This is a genomic window from Halomonas sp. A3H3, assembly GCF_000982975.1.
GTDB classification, from domain to species: Bacteria; Pseudomonadota; Gammaproteobacteria; order Pseudomonadales; family Halomonadaceae; genus Vreelandella; species Vreelandella titanicae.
Window position 1 is genome coordinate 1,510,364 of the sequence record NZ_HG423343.1, and the last position, 19,542, is coordinate 1,529,905.

Annotated in this window: 16 protein-coding genes and 1 pseudogene; 10 read left to right on the forward strand and 7 right to left on the reverse strand. The window is 49.7% G+C overall.

The features are described from left to right. Positions 1–28 precede the first annotated feature (28 nt). The 7 genes from HALA3H3_RS06600 to HALA3H3_RS06630 are packed head-to-tail and all read right to left on the reverse strand — an operon-like array spanning position 29 to position 9,565. Complete coding sequence (locus HALA3H3_RS06600; protein ID WP_022520813.1) at positions 29–799, reverse strand: M48 family metallopeptidase; 771 nt, start codon at positions 797–799, stop codon at positions 29–31. Then, complete coding sequence (locus HALA3H3_RS06605) at positions 799–4,077, reverse strand: type I restriction endonuclease subunit R (RefSeq protein ID WP_022520814.1); 3,279 nt, start codon at positions 4,075–4,077, stop codon at positions 799–801. Before HALA3H3_RS06605 ends, HALA3H3_RS06600 begins: the two co-directional genes overlap by 1 nt. Next, positions 4,074–5,930 (reverse strand): GmrSD restriction endonuclease domain-containing protein, encoded by a 1,857-nt coding sequence (locus tag HALA3H3_RS06610; RefSeq protein WP_022520815.1) that lies wholly within the window; start codon positions 5,928–5,930, stop codon positions 4,074–4,076. The genes HALA3H3_RS06605 and HALA3H3_RS06610 overlap by 4 nt, the downstream gene beginning before the upstream one ends. Further along, positions 5,927–7,165 carry a restriction endonuclease subunit S gene (locus HALA3H3_RS06615; RefSeq protein ID WP_022520816.1) on the reverse strand — a complete coding sequence of 413 codons (1,239 nt, stop codon included), beginning with the start codon at positions 7,163–7,165 and terminating at the stop codon, positions 5,927–5,929. Before HALA3H3_RS06615 ends, HALA3H3_RS06610 begins: the two co-directional genes overlap by 4 nt. Then, positions 7,155–8,669 carry a type I restriction-modification system subunit M gene (locus HALA3H3_RS06620; RefSeq protein WP_022520817.1) on the reverse strand — a complete coding sequence of 505 codons (1,515 nt, stop codon included), beginning with the start codon at positions 8,667–8,669 and terminating at the stop codon, positions 7,155–7,157. Before HALA3H3_RS06620 ends, HALA3H3_RS06615 begins: the two co-directional genes overlap by 11 nt. Further along, positions 8,666–9,253 (reverse strand): restriction endonuclease subunit S, encoded by a 588-nt coding sequence (locus HALA3H3_RS06625; RefSeq protein WP_022520818.1) that lies wholly within the window; start codon positions 9,251–9,253, stop codon positions 8,666–8,668. Before HALA3H3_RS06625 ends, HALA3H3_RS06620 begins: the two co-directional genes overlap by 4 nt. Positions 9,254–9,295: 42 nt before the next feature. Beyond that, positions 9,296–9,565 carry a hypothetical protein gene (locus HALA3H3_RS06630; RefSeq protein WP_022520819.1) on the reverse strand — a complete coding sequence of 90 codons (270 nt, stop codon included), beginning with the start codon at positions 9,563–9,565 and terminating at the stop codon, positions 9,296–9,298. A 252-nt stretch (positions 9,566–9,817) separates the two neighbouring features. Between HALA3H3_RS06630 and HALA3H3_RS26915 the strand changes: the two genes are divergently transcribed. The 10 genes and pseudogenes from HALA3H3_RS26915 to HALA3H3_RS06680 all read left to right on the forward strand — a co-directional run bounded on the left by HALA3H3_RS26915 (position 9,818) and on the right by HALA3H3_RS06680 (position 19,402). Next, positions 9,818–9,991: a hypothetical protein gene (locus HALA3H3_RS26915; RefSeq protein WP_022520820.1), complete on the forward strand. Its 174-nt coding sequence runs from the start codon at positions 9,818–9,820 to the stop codon at positions 9,989–9,991. A gap of 77 nt (positions 9,992–10,068) precedes the next feature. Next, positions 10,069–10,518, forward strand: a complete 450-nt coding sequence (locus HALA3H3_RS06635) for a LexA family protein (protein WP_022520821.1) — start codon at positions 10,069–10,071, stop codon at positions 10,516–10,518. After that, the gene (locus tag HALA3H3_RS06640) at positions 10,515–11,795 is read left to right on the forward strand and encodes a Y-family DNA polymerase (RefSeq protein ID WP_053856919.1); all 1,281 of its coding nucleotides are present in this window, start codon (positions 10,515–10,517) and stop codon (positions 11,793–11,795) included. Before HALA3H3_RS06635 ends, HALA3H3_RS06640 begins: the two co-directional genes overlap by 4 nt. 106 nt (positions 11,796–11,901) lie before the next feature. Further along, entirely contained in the window at positions 11,902–12,540 is a 639-nt protein-coding gene (locus tag HALA3H3_RS27090; RefSeq protein WP_022520823.1) for a hypothetical protein, read from the forward strand. 216 nt (positions 12,541–12,756) lie between these two features. Then, entirely contained in the window at positions 12,757–13,713 is a 957-nt protein-coding gene (locus tag HALA3H3_RS06650) for a toll/interleukin-1 receptor domain-containing protein (protein WP_022520824.1), read from the forward strand. Between the two features lie 87 nt (positions 13,714–13,800). Further along, a pseudogene (locus HALA3H3_RS06655) lies at positions 13,801–14,118 on the forward strand (integrase core domain-containing protein); the annotation flags it as partial. 219 nt (positions 14,119–14,337) lie between these two features. Then, on the forward strand, positions 14,338–14,703 hold the full coding sequence (locus HALA3H3_RS06660; protein WP_022520826.1) for a hypothetical protein: 366 nt from the start codon (positions 14,338–14,340) through the stop codon (positions 14,701–14,703). Between the two features lie 1,359 nt (positions 14,704–16,062). Beyond that, positions 16,063–16,245 (forward strand): YhhA family cyclophane-containing RiPP, encoded by a 183-nt coding sequence (gene yhhA / locus HALA3H3_RS27830; RefSeq protein WP_022520827.1) that lies wholly within the window; start codon positions 16,063–16,065, stop codon positions 16,243–16,245. A 9-nt stretch (positions 16,246–16,254) separates the two neighbouring features. Then, the gene (yhhB, locus tag HALA3H3_RS06675) at positions 16,255–18,432 is read left to right on the forward strand and encodes a cyclophane-forming radical SAM/SPASM peptide maturase YhhB (RefSeq protein WP_022520828.1); all 2,178 of its coding nucleotides are present in this window, start codon (positions 16,255–16,257) and stop codon (positions 18,430–18,432) included. Continuing rightward, positions 18,386–19,402 carry a hypothetical protein gene (locus tag HALA3H3_RS06680; protein WP_022520829.1) on the forward strand — a complete coding sequence of 339 codons (1,017 nt, stop codon included), beginning with the start codon at positions 18,386–18,388 and terminating at the stop codon, positions 19,400–19,402. Before yhhB ends, HALA3H3_RS06680 begins: the two co-directional genes overlap by 47 nt. The last annotated feature ends 140 nt before the right edge of the window (positions 19,403–19,542 follow it).

Consider the following 19,542-nt stretch of genomic DNA (forward strand, 5'->3'; position numbering starts at 1 on the left):
TACTCGTATTGTCAGCAATGAAACAAACTCACATGCCACTTAAAATCACCTCAGCCTGCCCATCCAACTTCTCCTTCACGGGCCGCCACTCAGGCATATACCTATCCAGCAGCGCGTAGAAGCGTGGGCGATGGTTGTGTTCTACCAAGTGGCAGAGCTCATGAAGCAGCACGTAGTCAATAGCCCGCGTGTTGGCTTTGATCAGATGTGGGTTTAATAGCACCGCTCCTTCGGGCGAGCAGCTTCCCCATTGGGTTTGCATTTCGATCATGCGCCAGTCTGGAACTGTTTTCGTCCATGGCAACGCCTCAACCATCATGCTCATGCGGCGCTGAAACACGTCTACCGCTCTATCGCGGTACCACTGGCGTACTGCCTTTTGTATACGCTCAGTGGTCAGCTCTTTACCTTGCACCCGCAGCTGGCCGCCTTTGAGCTTACAGGTGACCTTCCGCTGGCTTGGGCCGTCGATCACCTTGAGGACGTACCTGCGCCCTAGATAGAGCACGCTTTCGCCGCTTACCCACGCTCTTGGCTGCACGTAGCGGTTGCGTTCTTCAATGTCATCCAGGTGCTTGAGTATCCATCTCGCCCGGCGCTGCACCGCCGCTTTAATCTCGGGGAGCTGTGACGTTTCGGGTGCATCCACCTGCACCATGCCGTTAGGGTGAACATGCACCCGTATCGTGGCTTTTTTATGTTCGGGCAGATAGCACAGGTGGTAGCTGAACGTTCGCTCACCGTAGCGCGTTTGATACACGCTTGGTTGTGCGTCCTGCGTGGCATCCACAGCGGTCATCACTTTGCTACTCCGTTACGCAGAATCTGAACCACTTCATCCAGGATCGCTTTGGCTTTATTCAAGCCTACCAGTGAGAACAGCTGTGGGAGCAAGTGTTTGCGGACATCCTGCTCGATACCGACGGGGTTCAGTGAATTTTCTGCCACGGCGCGATTCACCACCGTGTCGACCTCAAAAGCCTCTTCGATCAATTGCGCGCCTTTGTCTTCTTCCAACGCGGCGAAGTCATCCGCCAATACGAGCTTAAACGTGCCGTAATAGGCCTGGGCATGCTTGTTTCCACTAAACGCTTCTAGCGGTAGGTCAGGCACTTCTCGCTCTTCGACCTTGGCTTCCAGGTCACTGAACAGCTTGAACTGGGCTTTGTAGTCGAACATGGATTCGGCTTTTTCGATGGCCTCTTTCAGCAGCGCTGAGAATACCTTGTGGGCGTAGGGATCGTCGCCAAGCTTCTCCTCGATGGTCTTCTTGGTACGCGTTTTGATTTTATCGGTTTCGTTTTTGGTCTTCTCGTCGCTCCAGTTTTCAGGGCTGCTTTCGACGGGGTCGATAAACACGGGCTCATCGCCGGGGGCAACATGGACACCGGTGACATATCGATCAATCAGATCTCGAATCTGGCCTTCGTAGGCGGAGTAATCGACGGTTTCTTGAGCATCTATTCGCACGGTCTTACGCAGGTCTGAAAACCACTTCAAGTCTGACTTATATCGACGGATATCCGCCTCGGTAAACGCTTTATCATCAAAGAAGCTTTGCGTGGAAAGCGCTGTTTTCAAACACATCCCGAAGTGGGTGACGGCCTCGTAAAAGTCCTCCCGCAGTGCCTGACGAACATCCACCTCTCCACCATCTTCGTCGGCTTCATACTTAGGCATGAACACTTGCCGATAGGGCTCAGGGTCTAGGCGGTTATCAATATGCCCGAAGAAGCTCAGAAGGCGGTCGTGCAGCCTTGGCAGCTTCTTGTATTCCGTGTCGACGTTGGCATACAGGCCTTCAATATCCTCGATAGCAAAACCACCCTGAGTCTGATCCTCAAAGTTTTGGTAATCCTTAATGGCGGTATCTAGTTCTCTGAGAATGCCCCGGTAATCGATCAGGTAACCAAAACGCTTTTGCGGATGCAGACGATTGACGCGAGCGATGGCTTGGATAAGGTTGTGGCCTTTTAGCTGCTTGTCGATGTAGAGCACCGCGTTACGCGGCTCATCAAAGCCCGTCAGCAGCTTATCCACCACAATGAGGATGTCGGGTGGCCCGTCAGTGCCAAAGTCCTCTATCGTGGTTTTCTCGTAGTCCTGAGGGTCGCCCGTGACGTTCTGCTTCCACCACGCTTGCACTAACGGCAGGTTGGTTTCATCCACATCGGTATGGCCTTCACGGGTATCCGGTGGAGAGATCACAATGGCACAGGTCACATCGCCGATGCTATCGAGCGCCTGCTTGTAGCGAATCGCGCTGAGTTTGCTGTCGGTGGCCAGCTGTCCCTTCAGTTCTAAGCCTGCTTTTTTGAAGTTCTCGCTGAAATGCACGCTGATATCAAACGCGTTGAGCTTGATACGATCCTGCGCGGTATAAATCTGGCCCTGTTTGGCGTACTTGCGCTTGAGGTCGGCTTTCTGATCGTCTGAGAGTGCAGCGGTCACCTTATCAAACCAGCTATCCACGGCCTTCTGGTTCACATCCAGCAGTGGTTTACGCTCTTCGTACAGCAGCGGCGTAATGGTGCCGTCTTCTACGGCGCGCTTCATGGTGTAGGCGTGGATGATGTTCCCGAACTTCTCGGCGGTTTCGCTTTTCTCGTTTTTGAGTAGCGGCGTGCCTGTAAAGGCAATAAACGACGCCTTGGGCAAGGCTTGACGCATCCGCTGATAGTTTTCGCCCCCCTGGCTGCGGTGGCCTTCATCCACAATAACGATGATATTTTCTGAGGAGTTATAGCATTCTGGCTGCTTAGCGGCGGAAGCGAATTTGTTGATGATGGTGAACATAATCCGCTCATTGCCTTGGCCTATGCGTTTAGCCAGCTCCTTACCGGAACGCGTTTTGGCCAGAGAGTCACCGCTTTTCTTACCGGCGATGTCACTGCCAAAAGCCCCGCCTGTTAGGAAAGTCTTGGAGAGCTGTTTCTCAAGATCTACCCGATCCGTGACGACGATGACTCGGCAGTTCTTTAACGCGTCACTGAGCAGTAGAGCGCGACAGAGGTACACCATGGTGAAAGATTTGCCAGAGCCGGTGGTGTGCCACAGCACGCCACCCCGGCGCTCGCCGCTGGGCTTAAAGTCGGAGATGCGTTCCAACAGAGCCTTAATGCCGAACGCCTGGGGGTAACGGGCCGCAATCTTGCCTACTTTGCGGTCGAAAAGGATGAATAGCCGTAGGAACTCCAGAAACCGGTGTCTATCCAGCAAGCCGACGAGAAGCCGGTCTTGTTCGGTCGGCGTAACGTGTTTCGACCATAGCTGTTCAAAGTAAGCCCGAATCTTCGGGGGCTTGGCCTGAAACAGCACGTCTTTAATGGGGGCAGTCAAGGGCTGGTTCTTGATGCCCTGAACGTAGTGATCATCGAACTCTTCATCTTGCCACGTCGACCAGAACTTAGCCGGGGTGTGAGTCGTACCGTACCGGCCATCGTTACTGCTGATGGCGAGCAGCAACTGGGCGAACGCATACAGGTAAGGGATTTCATCGTTTTTCTGGTTGCGGAGGTTCTGGCTGATGCCTTCCTCCACCATGTTCTTGTTGGGGTTGCCAGAGGCGGCACGCTTAGCCTCTATCACCGCCAAAGGAATACCGTTAACGAACGCCACCACATCGGGCCGGCGGGTATGAGTACCCTGTGTGGAAAGCACCTCCATCTCTTCGGTGACGTGGAATTCGTTGTTATCCAGGTGTTCCCAATCGATCAAATGTATTGTCGGCTGGGCTTTTTTGCCTCCCACGAACTCAGTCACTGTAATGCCTAGCGTCAACATGTCGTACACAGACTGGTTGGCGTCCATCAAGCCTTGAGCCATGGAAGGAGTCGTGATTTCTCGGATGACCTGATCAATAGCCTTTTCAGACAGGGGGTACGATTCACCCTTAAACGTGAAACGGCGCAGACGTAATACGCGCTCTAACACCGGTTTCATCACCACATCCCGCTGACTGCTTCGTAGCGCCTGGCATTCTGTGACGGGTAGAAACGTCCAGCCTAGGTTGATCAGCGTGGCCAGGGCGGGAATGTGACTGGCATGCTGCTCATTCCCTTGAGGAGTTGTATTCATGCGTCCTCCATACCGACCAGCGTCTCAGGCCAGATACGCTCGCAGATCAAACGATACAGTTCTTGCCGCGCTTCAATATCGGCTTTTTTGAAGGTGTCATGTGGCTGGAACGGCAAATTCAACGCCGTTTTCAGCTTGAGAAAGTTGGGATTGTTGTCGTAAGCGAGCGGGCAAAGTGACTTCACCATCAGATTTTCTTTGATGTAGTGCGCCTTTTTTTTCTCAAAAGGCTGGTCACCGTAAGACTGGTTGGTTCCTCTGGGCAGCAGGACAAGATCCCCCAGCCGGTTGCGGTAGTTCTGGAACTCGTGTTCCTGGTCAAACTCATCCTGATGGCGGGAAAACTTGTCAGCCCAGATATGCTCGACTTCAAAGGGCTTACCGCTAGCAGGCTGATAATAGGTCACAAAGCTGCTGCTCATGCCTGCCTGCTGCTCACACCAAGCGGTCATACGAGCCAGCAAGAATTTTACAAAACGCCTGTTCTGACCGTGCCAGCGGAAATGCTCCATGCCCTCGAAAGACTCGTTCATGCCCTGAAGCTTTTGGCTAAGCAGCTGTTGAAGATCTGGCAGGTCTTTGCCTCGAATCTCTTTTACCAAGCTGTACATGGTGTAGCGGATGGAGCTGGCGGAAAAGTTACGGAAATTCACTGAACGACGAACAACGAAAGCCTCAATGTAAGCGGCCACGGTATCAATTTTTTGAACAACGGTTTCGTTGCTGTCTTGAGGGTTAAGCGCCGCCAGCATCAGCGGCAAGCTCAGCGTTGGGGCAATTCCCCAGCGGGAAATATAGAACACATGCTCCAACCCCGGCACCAGGGCTTTCTCTGCATCCAAAATGCGCAGGTACGCTTTGTAGTAAAAGCGGAATTCATGCTGCACAAATTGCTCGAACGAATCACCGCTGTCAGCGTCCAGGCCTACTTTGGAAAGGTTGTCGCGTACCCAGCTGTGAAAACGGGTACCGATTTTCTCAAAATCCTCGTTCTTGGAGCCCGCTTTGCCGGGGCGAATGCTGTCGGCATAGCGCGCCCGTAGCCACGACTGGAAGAAGCGCTGGTCTTCATCCTTATCATAGGCTTTCAGCTCAAGCATGGCCTGCTTCCAGAAATCGTTGGCTTGCTTACGCTTTTCTGTGCTGTCGAAACGCGACAACATAAACCCCTTCAGCATTTCAGAAGGGGTTAGGTTAAGGCCCCGGTCATTCATGGTTTCGAAGATGGTGTAGGCGTTTTCATCGGAGTAGGCGATGATCTCCACCATGATCACGTTGTAGCGGAGCCAATCAATAAAAAAGGGAAACGCGTCGTTTTTCAGCTCTTCAGGGAACGCTTTTTCAATATCTTGATAGCGCTCCGCCATATTGCGGGTAGATTCATCAGCGCTGTCATCCGGCAGGTACTCGCCTTGGTTGAAAAGGGCTTCCAAGCAAGGAATACGCTCCTCGACCGTGATATTGAACGACTTACTGCCGCGGAGCTCCGAGAAAATCATGGGCTCGATTTTCTCCTGAAACGGCAGCTCCTTCTGAAGGTTGTTCAAATAGATCAAAAACAGCGTCAGTGAGGTTAACCGCTGCTGTCCGTCGATAATGCTGCGTTTGCCATCCTTACTGCTGACCACAAAGGGGCCAAGGTAGTAATTGTTGTACTGCTCCCCTTGTTCGCGCTTATCGCCGGGGGTGTATTCACTGAGAAAAGCCGAGGTTAAATCCGTCACTAGCACTTCAATATGCTTCTCGCCCCAACTGTATTCACGCTGGAAGTAGTCGACGGTGTATTTTTGCTCGTTCAAAACATCGAATAGGTTGCGATGGCGGGCCTCAATTTTGTTTTCCAACTTGCTCATGCGGCCTCCTTGTTTACGTTTACCCGTCGTTTGCCGGTCAGGAGTTGCTGCATCAGGGCTCTCTTTTCCTGTTTCAGCCTATCCAAGCGTTGAGAAATAACTTCAAATTCATCGTCACTAACTGTGAGGAGTTCTGCTATTGCTTCCTGCTCTGGCACTGGTGGCAGTGTCAATTCGGCGTTGTGGATAGCGCCAACTGAAAGGCCAAATCGGGTTGCGCCAGTCGCCAATGAGAAGAAGTAATAGCGAGTCTTTGGCATCGACAGGAGATAATTGAGAAAGGAGCCTTTTAGCTTCGAGGGCTTAGGTCGTAGGATTGCCAAGTGATAGCCGCACACAACCCCATCTAAATCCTCTGCTACCAAAGCTGGGACGGCAATATCGCCTGGGGTTTCCGAGTCCTTCGTGATAACAACATCCCCCAGATTCAGAGTATATTTCTCAATCTCGGAGTCTTTTGCTGTCGCCTCCATGAACGACATACGTTTGTTTATTCGGGTGTTGTAATAAACATCTATGTAGTTACAAAGATGAACAGGTTGCTCACCTGGATTAGATTTTTTATCTACAGGACTGACGATCACCTTGGCAACTTCAGCTAATGGGTGCTGAAACCACTCCCCCTCAAACCCCGGCAACCGCTTCTTCCCGGTCAGCAACTTCTGCATTAACCCTTTCTTACGCTGCTGGCTGTTCTCAAGTAGACGCTCGGTGGCGGTGATAGCCTGGTCCCAGGTGGAGAGGATCTGGGCTATCTTTTTTTGTTCGGCAAAAGGGGGGGCGGGCACTCGAATAGTTTTAACTATGGTACCGCTCAAATTACTTTGGCCAGCAGAATTGCTAGCTGAACGTATATACTTGTATCTGCTGAGCAAAAAGTTGTAATAGAACTCTGGGTCACTACCGTCTTTAAGAATGATTGCAGCGCTATTCTGGTTAGTAGTTGCCTTGAACAGCAGCAAGGCTATCTGACCTCTAGTCTTTCCTTGTCCGATCATTGCAAGCAAAATTGTGCCTTCAGGTAGCAACTTCGCAGAAGAGTTTTTCAATCCCTCCTCTGTGATAAATTTAATAGCATCATTAGGCTTTAAACGGCAATTTTGGATTTCAGTAGTTCTGATCCATGGAATAGAGCCCCCAGCCCAATAGCTTGGCTCTGATTTACTTGGTGTACCACCTGAAGTTACCTGGGCAATTTGTCCAAGTGTCGTCGACTTCCACCCATCAGGCACCATAACCCAGCTCCTTCAGATAGCTGTTCATCTGCTCGTTCAGCGTCGCAATCTCTGCCTCAATGTCCTTTCTCGACGCTTGCACGGCCATCAGGTCGATCTCCTCCTCTTCCTCGAAGGTGTCCACGTAGCGAGGAATGTTGAGGTTGAAGTCGTTCTCCTGAATTTCCTCCAGGCTAGCTAGGTAGGAATACTTGTCGCGGGTGTCGCGCTGCTTGTAGGTGTCGACTACCTTAGCGATGTTGTCATCGGATAGTTGGTTCTGGTTCTTACCGGCTTGGAACTCACGGCTGGCCTCAATGAACAGCACCTTGTTATCGCTTTTATCTTTGCGGAACACCACCACCGCCGCTGGGATACCGGTACCGTAGAACAACTTCTCGGGCAGGCCTATGACAGCATCCAGCAAGTTTTCTTCGATAAGCTTCTGGCGAATTCTGCCTTCGCTAGAACCACGAAACAGAACGCCGTGGGGTACGACCACTGCCATGCGTCCGGTCTTTGGCTTCATCGTTTCTATCATATGCAGGATAAAGGCGTAATCACCCTTGGTCTTGGGCGGCAAGCCACGGCGGAACCGGGCATAGGGGTCGCTCTCAGCGCCTTCTACCCCCCACTTTTCCAACGAGAATGGCGGATTGGCTACCACAATGTCGAAGTGCTTCAGGCCACCGTTTTCATCTAGCAGCTTGGGGTTGCGGATGGTATCGCCCCATTCCAGCTTATGGTTGTCGACGCCGTGCAGAAACATATTCATCTTTGCCAAGGCCCAGGTGCTGCCGATAGCTTCCTGACCGTATAGGGCGAAGTTCTTGGAGCCGTCAGCACCTTTGCGGATCTGATTGGCGCACTTGAGCAATAGGGAAGCGGAACCACAGGCCGGGTCACAAATCTCATCGCCTTCTTTTGGCTCAACGATTTCAGCCATCAGCTCGGAGACCTCCGGCGGGGTGTAGAACTCACCGGCTTTCTTGCCGGAGGTGGCCGCGAAGTTTTTGATCAGGTATTCATAGGCATTGCCGATCACATCAAGCTTACCGATACGACTTGGACTTAGGTTGAGTTCCGGGCGGGCAAAGTCTTCCAGGATGTGGCGCAGAAGCTCGTTTTTCTGCTTCTCATCGCCCAACTTGTTGGAGTTGAAGCTGATGTCTTGGAACACATCAGCCAGCTTGACGATGTTGGCCTCTTCAATAGCGTGCAGGGCCTTGTCGATTCGCTCGCCGTTGCCAGGCTCATGTCGCTGGTCATGCAGTGCGTAGAAGCCGGAATCTTTAGGCAACACGAAGCGCTCATTTTTCATCAGCTCTTCGATTAGCTCCGGGGTATCGCCGTATTCGGCCACGTAGTTGTCGTAGTGATCCTGATAAACGTCCGAGAGGTACTTCACGAATAGCATGGTCAGTACGTAATCTTTGTAGATACTGGGATCTACCGTGCCTCGGAAGGTATCGCAGGCATTCCAGACCGCCTTGTTGATCTGTTCCTGCTTGACTGAATCATTCATATTATTTCCCCATAAAGTAGTTTTTTGCTTAGCCCGTACACCATGACTTCGCGGTTATTAAGTAGGGCCTGTGTCAGACGTTTCTCTTCTTCAAATAGTTGGGATAAATGAAGAATACTCTCTTGGGCATCACGGTCTGGAATAGGCAATTTAAGCTGTTGTAACGCTTTTTTGCTCATGGAGTAGATTTTTGTACCGGCCTGCAGCTCAGAGAGCTTATGCAGCGTCTCTGGGTAATTGAGCAGCCAACACAGAAACTCTGGCAACAGCCTTTTGATGTCTATCACCGACAAAACGAGTAGTTGACTAGATGGGACTATATTTTGGTCTTGGCCTAAAAAAACTGAGGCATAGTTCTCACTCCCTTTCGCCGCAATAACTACATCACCGTGCTGTAGCACGGGTGGGCTTCCTCGTCCCGGCCATTCAATGGGTGCTAATCGGGAGGGATCTACTACCTTCATACCGCGTAAATCGCTAATTTGAAGACCTAGTAAGCCCGAAGACTCCTTTAACTGCGCAGCTTTTCGGAAGGAATAACCAGTTCGGATTTCTGCAATTTCATTAAGGTAAGCAGTTTGCATGACATTATTCTCAAATTAGGCGCCGTCCATGGCACCAATAGTTCACGACTTGCTTTGTAGAAGATTCTTCAGGTCTTGTGCCTCTTTGACATTAGACCAAGCAGCTTCTCCTGTTAGGCTGGTAACGAGAAGTCCATCGTCAGCATCAATTGCGCCCTTAAGGTAATCGCGGACTTGAGTAGCAGTTTGTTGTGTGCTGATGATCCATGTTGATTCCAATGGGCGGCAGTGTTGGTAGGTTCGGATTCGTTCGTACAGAGCTGCATAATTGCGCTGGTTACGCAAATCGTAGTCAATTTGATATACTTTCATAGCTTAATACCTCTATTTGGATATGAGTGTTTAAGATCAGCGGCAGGGTGCAACCTGCCGCACTTCTTTTTTGTAGACGATCTACTGTGTAAAGAAGTAATCAAAATCTAGCGGCTTTCTTGTCCTCTGTCAAAGACTAAACAGTAGAGCTTCTACAAAAAGATATACAGGCAGCTCTAGATATTTTAGAAAATAATTTAATTATCAATGGCTTAGCTGGTTAATCCTCATATATTTTAATATGGGCACGATATGAAAAAGCTCAAAGGATCAGTGGGTCATTATGAGCAGCCTTTTGAACCGGTTGGCCTTAGCGATTGGGAAACAGTGCTGCTTGAAGACTTAACCCCCGAAAATGCCCATGAGGATGTGCTTGCAACGCCAACCTTAAAAGAACTCGGAGAAGACACAGGTAATAAGCAGTAATTCTCTGGCTAGGCCTTGTTGATACGGTGCCTCTCTATATACTGTATATAATCACATGTACTTGAGAGGTTCTGCGCATGACAACAATCGTTTCTTTGGTGGGCACTGCCGCCCTAAACCATGCACCACAGCCGTTGCCTATGTTTGCCAGTGCCGTACGGGCGGGTTTTCCAAGCCCCGCCGATGACCATGTGGATGCAGAAATTGATCTTCATCGACATGTCGTAAAACGTCCTGCAGCAACCTTTTTCGTGCGTGCTGAAGGCGACTCTATGATCGGTGATGGCATACATCATGGTGACCTGCTGGTGGTGGATCGCAGTTTGGAGCCGCTACTTGGACGCGTAATTGTGATTGCTGTAGATGGCGAGCTCACCGTGAAGCGGTTAGAACGTGTCGGGCAGCGTGCCTATCTCAAGGCTAGTAATCCCGCCTACAAACCTATTCTTTTGGAAGGGCGTGAATCGCATGTTTGGGGTGTTGTGACCCATGTAATACACAGCCTCCCGGGTGCCACGCCGCTATGATCGCCCTGATCGATTGCAATAACTTCTACGTCAGCTGCGAGCGTGTGTTTAACCCAGCGCTTGAGGGCCGGCCGGTTGGCGTACTCTCAAACAATGATGGCTGTATTGTTGCCCGTTCCAATGAACTAAAAGCTTTGGGAGTCGAGATGGGTACGGCCAAGCATTTACTGCCTGCTTTTATCCGTCGCCAAGCGACGCTGCTATCGAGTAATTACGCGTTATACGGAGATATGAGTCGACGTGTCACCGAGGTTCTTTCTGAGTTTTCGCCGGATGTAGAGTTGTACTCTATCGACGAAAGCTTTGTAGGGTTTTACGGTTTTGATCCTACGACCCTAGAAGCCTATGGGCAAAGATTACGCGAAACGGTGCGGCAATGGACGGGGATTCCTGTTTCGGTCGGCTTCGCGCCTACACGTGTGCTTGCCAAATTGGCAAACAACGCCGCCAAGAAGCACCCTGGCTACCGAGAACAAGGCGTTTGCCTGCTAACGGTAGATAGCAATGCCACTCAGGCACTGCTTAAACAACTGCCGGTCACCGAACTATGGGGCATCGCTCGACGCACCGGAGAGCGATTGCGGATAATGGGGATAGAGACGGCTTGGCAGCTTCGCGAAACAGATCCTAAGCAAATACGGCGGCATTTCAGCGTGGTGCAGGAACGCATTGTTTGGGAGCTGCGAGGCCAGCCTGCGATTCAACTGGATGATGTGAGCCAACCCAAACAACAAATTATGGTGTCCCGCTCATTTGGGCGCCTCACCTCCAGCCCTCACGATCTACGTGAGGCGCTTCGCCAACACGCCGCCCGAGCAGGCGAAAAGCTACGCAAGCAGCACAGCGTTACTATTGCCGTCATGGTGTTTGTGCGCACGAACGCGTTTCGACCTGACTTGCCGCAGTACCGCAACTGTGTAGTGGTGACACTCGACCGTCCGACGGACGATAGCCGCGAGATAATTCACGCTGCTTTCCAAGGGCTTAGACAGCTCTGGCGTAAGGGGTACGCCTACCACAAAGCCGGCGTCATGCTCCTCGATCTTTCGCCCAAAGCCAACCGCCAACTGACACTGACGGAAACACCACAAACAGAGGCTGAAGCAAAGCGCAGCGAGCGGCTGATGGCCACGGTGGATCAACTCAATCGAAAATTAGGTCGAGGGACGATACAGCTAGGACTCCCTCGGGTAGGCAATGCCTGGGCCTTACGCTCTGAACACCGCACCCCACGCTACACCACGCGTTGGAATGAGCTGGTAAACGTTAAGCTTTAAGCAACTGTGCTTCTAATGAAAAAAGCTCAGAAGGGTGAGCACATCTAACAATCTGGTGCTAAGGTAGTTTAGAAAATAGCCGTGCGTAATCTATTTGGAGAGCAGAATGCCATCAGCTCAGCCATCGAACGATGAGCTCTTAGAACGCATATTTGCGTACCGTGCGTTTGATCTGCGTGATCGCTTCCCACAACCGTTGGAAACGTTTCGGCAGGCGCTAGAGTGCTTACAAAGCGATGAATCTTATTTGCCGGACATGAGCGGTGAGATTGTGGCTTATCTCCGGGATGGTCGCGCACTGCCTATCCCCGAATATTTTTTCATCCTTCAGACCGGTAACATTAGCGCTGTGGTGCCGCCGCAAGAAAATGATTATGTCTGCGCGGCTGTTGAAGCTTGGTTACGAGACGCGTTGCTGAAGACATCGACAGTGCTAGAAAAGGCATCAACGGTCAGACCTGCTCGGCTCAACATACTACTTGATCAATGCGACCCCAACGCCCCAGAACCTGATGATATACAAGCATGGCAGCACATGGGTGAGGTTGGCAGAGAAATCATCGACGCACCTTACAGGGAAGATGTTTGGAACGTAGCCGTTAGAGCGATGGGTGAAGTACAAGCACGGCGCTGGATGAAAACAGCGCACCCTCTTCTTGACGGTAAAAGCCCCAACCTGTGTATTGAGGAAGAGCCTATGCGTGTTTATGAGCTTGTATCGCAGATGGTTACAGGAGCGAGCTAGTGGCTGATATCGATTGAAAGCGGCCATTCCAGCAAGCCCGTTCAGACGTATTTTGCAGCAGAAACGATGATCAATGTTTTTGCTGCCGGATAATATTTGGTTTCTTTTAATATCAAGGTGGTTAGTCGTGAATAATATGCGGTATAACACGAATGAAAGTGCCAGCACGTTCCAGCCAATAAGAAATCAGAGCTTATTATATATGATTGGTGATATATGACACATCCAAAAGTATTCTTGAGTCATGCATCTGAAGATAAAGAACGATTTGTAAATGAGTTTTCTATAAGGCTCATTCAAAATGGTGTTGATGTATGGCTGGATAAATGGGAAATGCTTCCAGGTGATAGTTTAGTCGATAAAATATTTGAAGAAGGCCTGAAAGAAGCAGAGGCTGTAATAATTGTGCTGTCCGAATACAGTGTTAGAAAGCCTTGGGTGCAGGAAGAGTTAAACTCAACGATCGTAAGTAAAATACAGAAAGGGACAAAGATAATTCCTGTTCTTATAGATGATTGCGATGTCCCCGAGTCACTGAAATCTACACTATGGGAATCTATAAAAGACAAAAAAAACTATGACTTAAGCTTTGATAGAATCTTAGCATCGGTTTTTGGCGCTTCTTTAAAACCAAAGATTGGTCAGCCGCCCTCATACACGACGTCTGTCATACATGATATTGAGGGATTGGAGTCAGTAGATAGTTTAGTACTAAAATTGTCTTGTGATTCATTGAAAGAGTGGCCTGATGATCCAATAGAACCAGGAGATGTTTTTGATGACAGCAATCCAGAGGCACCACCTAAAGAGCAAGTTCTAGAATCATTGGAAATACTTGAAGATAAAGGTTACTTATCTTTATCACACTATATTGGTGGCGGCCCAGAGCGTTGGGGCTGCCATTACCGAATTACACTATTTGGCTACGAAGAGTACTGTAAAACCTACGTAACCGAATATGGTAAGATGCAGAATTCAATAATTGGAATGATTGTGAATGAGAATGTACTTGTTAATCATGAAATTAGTGAGAAACTGAATATACGATTACCTATAGTTACACATTTCATAAAGATTCTAGAATACAATGATTTTTTGAAAACAAGTGGGGAGATTGGAAGCAGAGTGGCAATTTATTCTGTCTCTGCAAAACTGCGCAGGGCCATGCGATGATTACGTATAACAAGGTAAATACATACGGGAGAATTTCCGTAAAGCTCGTGTTTGCGTGAATCACATGAGCCATTCGTCGCTCAATTTTATGGTAATAGGAGAAGCCAATATCTCTCGATCCGCTACACCGAGCGTATGGCTGACGAGGGTATCTTTGCCTCAGTTGGCACCACCAGCGACTCCTACGACAATGCGCTGGCCGAGACCATAATCGGCTTGTTCAAAACTGAGGTGATCCATCATCGTGGCCCATGGAGAGGGCTGGATACCATTGAGTATGCCCCGCTAGAGTGGGTTGACTTGTTCAACAATCGCCGAATGCTGGAATCCCTCGGATACGTTCCACCAGCAGAACGAAAAAGGACGTATTATCGTCAATTGGAGGAGTCGGGTGAAGCTGCCTGACTCAAACAAACCAGTCTCCAGATTAACCGGGGCTGTTCACTTCTTAAGCCTGTATCGCATCATCTAACTCGACGAGCAATTCCGCGAGAGCTATCTTATTATCAAAGACGACAGAAAGATGACCAGAAGCCACTAACCAAGGTAATAGTGCCTACACATATGAACTTACCAAATAACTTGCGTGAAGCAGAGATGAGAAGGTATACGCTTAGAGCCGTAATGGAAAGCGGCGACTGGTTAACGGCCGCTGAGATATTGCAACTGCTTGGAGCTCACTCATGTAGTGACGGCTTTGAACCTACCACTTGGAAATCCCAAGGTGATATTTTTACTATTGTCTACAATGGCACCGAATACTACCCAATGTTTGGGTTGGAGAAAGAGGCTGGCTACCGACCTTACAGCGTGATGTCGAAAATCATCTACATCTTCAAAGATGATAAAGACGGGTGGGGAATGGCCTTTTGGTTCCAGTCGGTAAATAGCTACCTCGGAGGAAAAAGACCCCAGGATATTATAGCCACAGCCCCTGATCCAATTATCGACGCCGCCTTAGATGAAGTGCGGTGTGTCACACATGGGTAGATCACAAGGGTATAAATGTTGGGGATAGTTCATTAGGCTTCAAGTTTTTGCAGAGATAGTTTACCTATCAACAGAAAGTTGTCTTTTATGTACATGCTGAAAGCCCTCTTATGGTCACGAAGGCCTAGCCAGGCCGCCGTTTTCCACAATAAAACTTCTGATTTTTCAGCCATTTCCAGAGCATCATTTATTTCAATACCAAGTTATCTGACCGTGTTTTCAAGCTTTGTGTGACCCAGAAGCAATTGCACTGCTCTCAAGTTTTTCGTCCGAAGGTGTATGAGCGAGGCTTTTGTACAGCTCATTGTGTGCATGCCATACATTGACGCATCGAGACCTTTTTTGGTGACCCAGGCTTTCACAATACGGGCATATTGGCACTTTGAAAGATGCTTTGCGCAATTGATTCGGCTCGCAAGCAAGAAGTCGACGCTCCAGAGCTGAGCAAACTATATCCATTCGGTGACAGCAGTGCGAGTTTGCTCGGTATTTTCGAACTGGAAAGGTCGATGGGTTTTTTGCTGCATCACAATGGCTCGTGGAGATCTGCACGCACCATGGGCTGTAAATTTGCTATCCATGGCTAAATTCTGAAGGGCAAGGTCTCTAGCCTTCTTGGCAATCTGTAGACGAACACGGACCGCCCAAATATCTCTAAGACGCAGAGGCGCCTTCTGCCCAACCAACTTGCCTTTATTCCAAGGTGTAAATGAGATTTCAGTCGAAGCGTTCATGGCATGATACTGTATGGAGTGGAGGTCAAAAAATGGCTCAATTCACGCTCGTCATGTACTAAGGTTAATTCATGGGCAGGGCTCGACCCCAAGCGGACATGTCGGAAAATGCAGCTGGAAGTGCGAACTTTTGGATATTGATTCTAATTAAAATTAATAACCTTATCTATCATAGATTTAGGGTGGTTTTTTCAAGCTGCATCAGCTAGATAAAAGTGCCAGCACGCTCATCAAATCATAGAACATGCTGTCTAATACGCTGTTATATTACGGGCTGCAAGAGGGTCATTTATCATTAGATTCAAACAGGCTATCAGACAAAAGTTTAAACCATTCCATGGTATAAGGAGATTTCAGTAGAAACGTGCATGACATGAACCACCTTCAGTTAGAGGCCAAAGAATGGCTTAAATCATGCTCATCGTGTGCTAAGGTTATTTGACGGTAGGTGCCGACCCGGAGCGGCCTCCTGTGCCTACAAAAGCAAGCGCGATTTTAGATCCACCGATAAATCGCCGCGCTGCGACGAGGGCATATCCGATTGTTCTGAGGTGGGGAAACGGAAACTTGAATTTTGCATGGATTTTCAACGATATTGATACTTTATTATGACAAGGAGTAAGTAATGCCATCCGCAAAACATAAGATCGAAGAGTCGACCCCGTCGGCAATCCGTTCCAGTCTAGCTAAAGGCCAAAGCACCAACGCTGCCATTCAGCGCTTGCGTTCGCGCGTTTTGGCCGAGTCCGAGTCAAGCCAAGTCATTACTAGTTATGATCGCATGCATCATAAACATAATCGTTCTTGAGTAACTTACATGGATGTTGCGAGATTTTCTTCATTTCTTGTCAAGGTTGCATCAAGATGCAATCTTGATTGCGATTATTGCTATGTATACCATCACGCCGATCAAAGCTGGCGTTCGCTTCCGAAGCTTCTATCCATTAAGCATCTTAAATTTTTCGCAAAGCGACTAGAAGACTACACCAAAGAAAGCAATTTAAAGCATTGTACAGTGATTTTTCACGGTGGCGAACCACTTCTGGCCGGTGCCCAGAAGCTAGCAGATTTTTCAGAAATTTTGCGTAGTGTCTGTAGCATTCCTGTGGATATAAGCCTGCAAACCAATGGGTTGCTTCTCGACGAACAGGCTTTAACAATTCTTGCTGATGCAAATATCAGTATCTCATTGAGTCTCGATGGTCCGAAAACTGCTAATGATAAGCACAGGCTAACCCGAAAAGGACAATCCAGCTTCGATAAGACTGAAAAAGCACTCAAACTTCTTCAGAACCATCCTGAAGCATTTACCGGTGTTATTGCCGTCATCGACGCTTCGACCAGCCCTGATGAGCTCTTTGAATACTTCGATAGATTTCAGATACCCCGCTTGGACTTCCTACTACCTGATGCGAACTGGTTTCGCCAACCTCCAGGACGTAATCAAGATCCTGGGCTTTACGAGCAGTGGCTTGTTAAAGCCTTCGACGTCTGGCTCGATCGCTACGCACACATCCCACTACGTACGTTTGAAGCACTCCTAGATGTGTGTGCAGGATTACCGTCGTCAACTGATGCTTTCGGCTTCGGGGATGTAAGTCTGTTGTCGATAGAAACCGACGGAAGCTACCACGATCTCGATGTTTTGAAAATTACCCAAGAGGGCGCCACGCGTCTATTTGGGAATGTTTTAGATACCCCGATCGCAGATGTGGCGTGTTCAGCCCCCATCCAGAAGCATAGGGAGTATCTGAGTAAGGATGGGCTGTCGGTTACCTGTCAGTCTTGCGAGATTGTAGAAATCTGTGGAGGAGGTTCACTTCCTCATAGGTTCGGAGAAAATGGCTTCGTCAATCCGACCGTTTACTGCAATGAAATGAAGCGATTAATCGGTCATATCAGTGACCGTTTGCAGGAACATCTGGATGACATATCAGATGAGAGCGACGTAGAGCCTCTACCGGAAGAATTCGATCTGGCCTGCTATGAACGAGCCGAGATGTCTGCAGCATCAATGACCTGGTTAGCTAACAGCGCTGAGATTGATGCTATCACCCACCTGCGCAGCGCATTGAGCTTACTTCCTGGCAATGAACAGGCACTGCGACTGGGGTCGCTGCCAGAAGCGCTATTCAGCTGGATAGCCCTACATCCAGGTACGATTGCTTGGTCAAGTGCCCTGATTGCCCAGCAGTGCGGCCAAACCCTGTCTGCAGTTGATGGAAGCGCTATAGACGTCAACCCAGCTTATCTTCACCTTCTGGTCGAGCTGGCCGATTCATTCGATGATGGTCAATCCTTTGACGTGGGCCGCGATGATCAGTGGCTCAGGGCTCCCTTTGGTGGTGCCATATTTTTCGAGGGAGCTGAGCTGACCTTTGAAGGCCGGGCACTGGTCAATAGCGCCATGGCGATTGTACGAGACTGGCGGCCGGCTCTCGCCGCAGAAATGATGGATGTATGCAGAGCCGTCCAGTTCGTTCGTGACCCGGCCGCGGATCCCAGCAAGATCGTGTCGTTCAGTGATAACTCAGTACCAGGCGCCTTGTATGTGTCGATCTCACAGGGCGATTATTTAATCGACCCCTATGACCTCGCAGACTCACTCATCCATGAGCATCGCCATCAGAAGCTGTATCTGTTAGAGCGCCACGCGCCCACCATTGAGAGAACAGCCGCTCAAGTCGTTTCACCTTGGCGCGAAGACTTACGGCCGCCGTCTGGATTACTTCATGCAGTCTTCGTATTCGTAGAACTGAGGCGGTTCTGGATGCATGTTCGTGACCGAGGCCCAGCTAATATGAAATCGCGTGCCGTCAACCAGATCGCTGATACAGACAGCAATTTGAAGAAGGCGTTTGCCACACTTAGAGGCTGTCCTCTAACGGACGTTGGCCAGACGCTTGTAATGTTGCTAAGACGCGCTGCCGTAGAAGGGAAAAAATCAGATGAGCATGTTACCCATTTTGCTCCCAATCTCCCGGTTATCTACTGATCCCCATCAACGGCACGCACAGCTGCGAGATTATTTTTGCGATAAAGATGCAGTAGCTGGTGTTCAGGGTAATCAATGGTTGTTGGAGCTGGGCTGGTCAAACGAAGCTGAACGTTATGTGGATCCTCGCCTCGATGAGGGCTTGGCGTGGTGGGGGCTTGTCGAATATAGAGAAATTGCGATCGCCCGGAAGCGTCGGGGTCGATTGTTACTGACACTCAACGATACATGGACGCTGGAAAGCTGGAGCCAATGGCTGCAGAAGCAACCCGGACGAACGCATGCGGATGTTGTGGTACTGCATGTTGATGATCATAAAGATGTTGGTTCGCCACGACTTTTCCAACAGGGAGAAGGATGGTGCGACCCAATCTCCGGAAAAGTGGTGGCACTGGATCAGCCTGACTCCGTGACGCAGGCGATTGAGAGTGGCGCTTTGGGAATGGGTAGTTTCCTAACTCCTTTTCTGCATTTTGCCCCGGGCGCCGATGTAAGGCACCTGTGCCAAGCCCCTAAGTGTATCACTACAGTGGATTCAGTAGTTCAGCCTGTCTGGATAGACGACACACTACTGGTACCCTCGATGCAGCGTCCGGCAATCAAGCTGGTACAAGATGCAACCGGCGTAGGTCCAGGGCGTTATCGCTTCACCAATGACTTGGAAACGTGGCTTGAGGACGTTGCCCTCTGCGGCAAAGACATCTTACTTCACATCGACATGGACTATTTCTGTAACCGGTATGACGGAGACAGCGATTTTATCGAAAATCCGGGACCCCTCGATATACCCCTTGAGCGCGTCCTAGCCCGTATCGATACGTTATCAGCCGCATTGCAGCGACATCAGTTAATTGAGCGCCTTGTCGATATCACTATCGCCTTTTCACCGGGCTTTTTCCCAGCAGAGTTCTGGGCTCCCACCTGTGATCGCTTGTTAATCGGCTTGGGAGAGGTGCCGTGGCACGATTGATCAAGACTAGCAAAAGGCGGGCTCAGCGCACAAAGACACCGAAGCCCCCCACTGTACTAGCCAAGTCCGGGTTGGGACCTGTAGCACCGTCCGATATTGAACTCGTCCATACCTCCGGAACTATGCTGCGGGGGGGGGGG

Bases quoted from the DNA above. Each gene is read 5' to 3' on its own strand.
- HALA3H3_RS06600 (WP_022520813.1), bottom strand. From the start codon at position 799: ATGACCGCTGTGGATGCCACGCAGGACGCACAACCAAGCGTGTATCAA.
- HALA3H3_RS06605 (WP_022520814.1), bottom strand. From the start codon at position 4,077: ATGAATACAACTCCTCAAGGGAATGAGCAGCATGCCAGTCACATTCCC.
- HALA3H3_RS06610 (WP_022520815.1), bottom strand. From the start codon at position 5,930: ATGAGCAAGTTGGAAAACAAAATTGAGGCCCGCCATCGCAACCTATTC.
- HALA3H3_RS06615 (WP_022520816.1), bottom strand. From the start codon at position 7,165: ATGGTGCCTGATGGGTGGAAGTCGACGACACTTGGACAAATTGCCCAG.
- HALA3H3_RS06620 (WP_022520817.1), bottom strand. From the start codon at position 8,669: ATGAATGATTCAGTCAAGCAGGAACAGATCAACAAGGCGGTCTGGAAT.
- HALA3H3_RS06625 (WP_022520818.1), bottom strand. From the start codon at position 9,253: ATGCAAACTGCTTACCTTAATGAAATTGCAGAAATCCGAACTGGTTAT.
- HALA3H3_RS06630 (WP_022520819.1), bottom strand. From the start codon at position 9,565: ATGAAAGTATATCAAATTGACTACGATTTGCGTAACCAGCGCAATTAT.
- HALA3H3_RS26915 (WP_022520820.1), top strand. From the start codon at position 9,818: ATGAAAAAGCTCAAAGGATCAGTGGGTCATTATGAGCAGCCTTTTGAA.
- HALA3H3_RS06635 (WP_022520821.1), top strand. From the start codon at position 10,069: ATGACAACAATCGTTTCTTTGGTGGGCACTGCCGCCCTAAACCATGCA.
- HALA3H3_RS06640 (WP_053856919.1), top strand. From the start codon at position 10,515: ATGATCGCCCTGATCGATTGCAATAACTTCTACGTCAGCTGCGAGCGT.
- HALA3H3_RS27090 (WP_022520823.1), top strand. From the start codon at position 11,902: ATGCCATCAGCTCAGCCATCGAACGATGAGCTCTTAGAACGCATATTT.
- HALA3H3_RS06650 (WP_022520824.1), top strand. From the start codon at position 12,757: ATGACACATCCAAAAGTATTCTTGAGTCATGCATCTGAAGATAAAGAA.
- HALA3H3_RS06660 (WP_022520826.1), top strand. From the start codon at position 14,338: ATGGAAAGCGGCGACTGGTTAACGGCCGCTGAGATATTGCAACTGCTT.
- yhhA (WP_022520827.1), top strand. From the start codon at position 16,063: ATGCCATCCGCAAAACATAAGATCGAAGAGTCGACCCCGTCGGCAATC.
- yhhB (WP_022520828.1), top strand. From the start codon at position 16,255: ATGGATGTTGCGAGATTTTCTTCATTTCTTGTCAAGGTTGCATCAAGA.
- HALA3H3_RS06680 (WP_022520829.1), top strand. From the start codon at position 18,386: ATGAGCATGTTACCCATTTTGCTCCCAATCTCCCGGTTATCTACTGAT.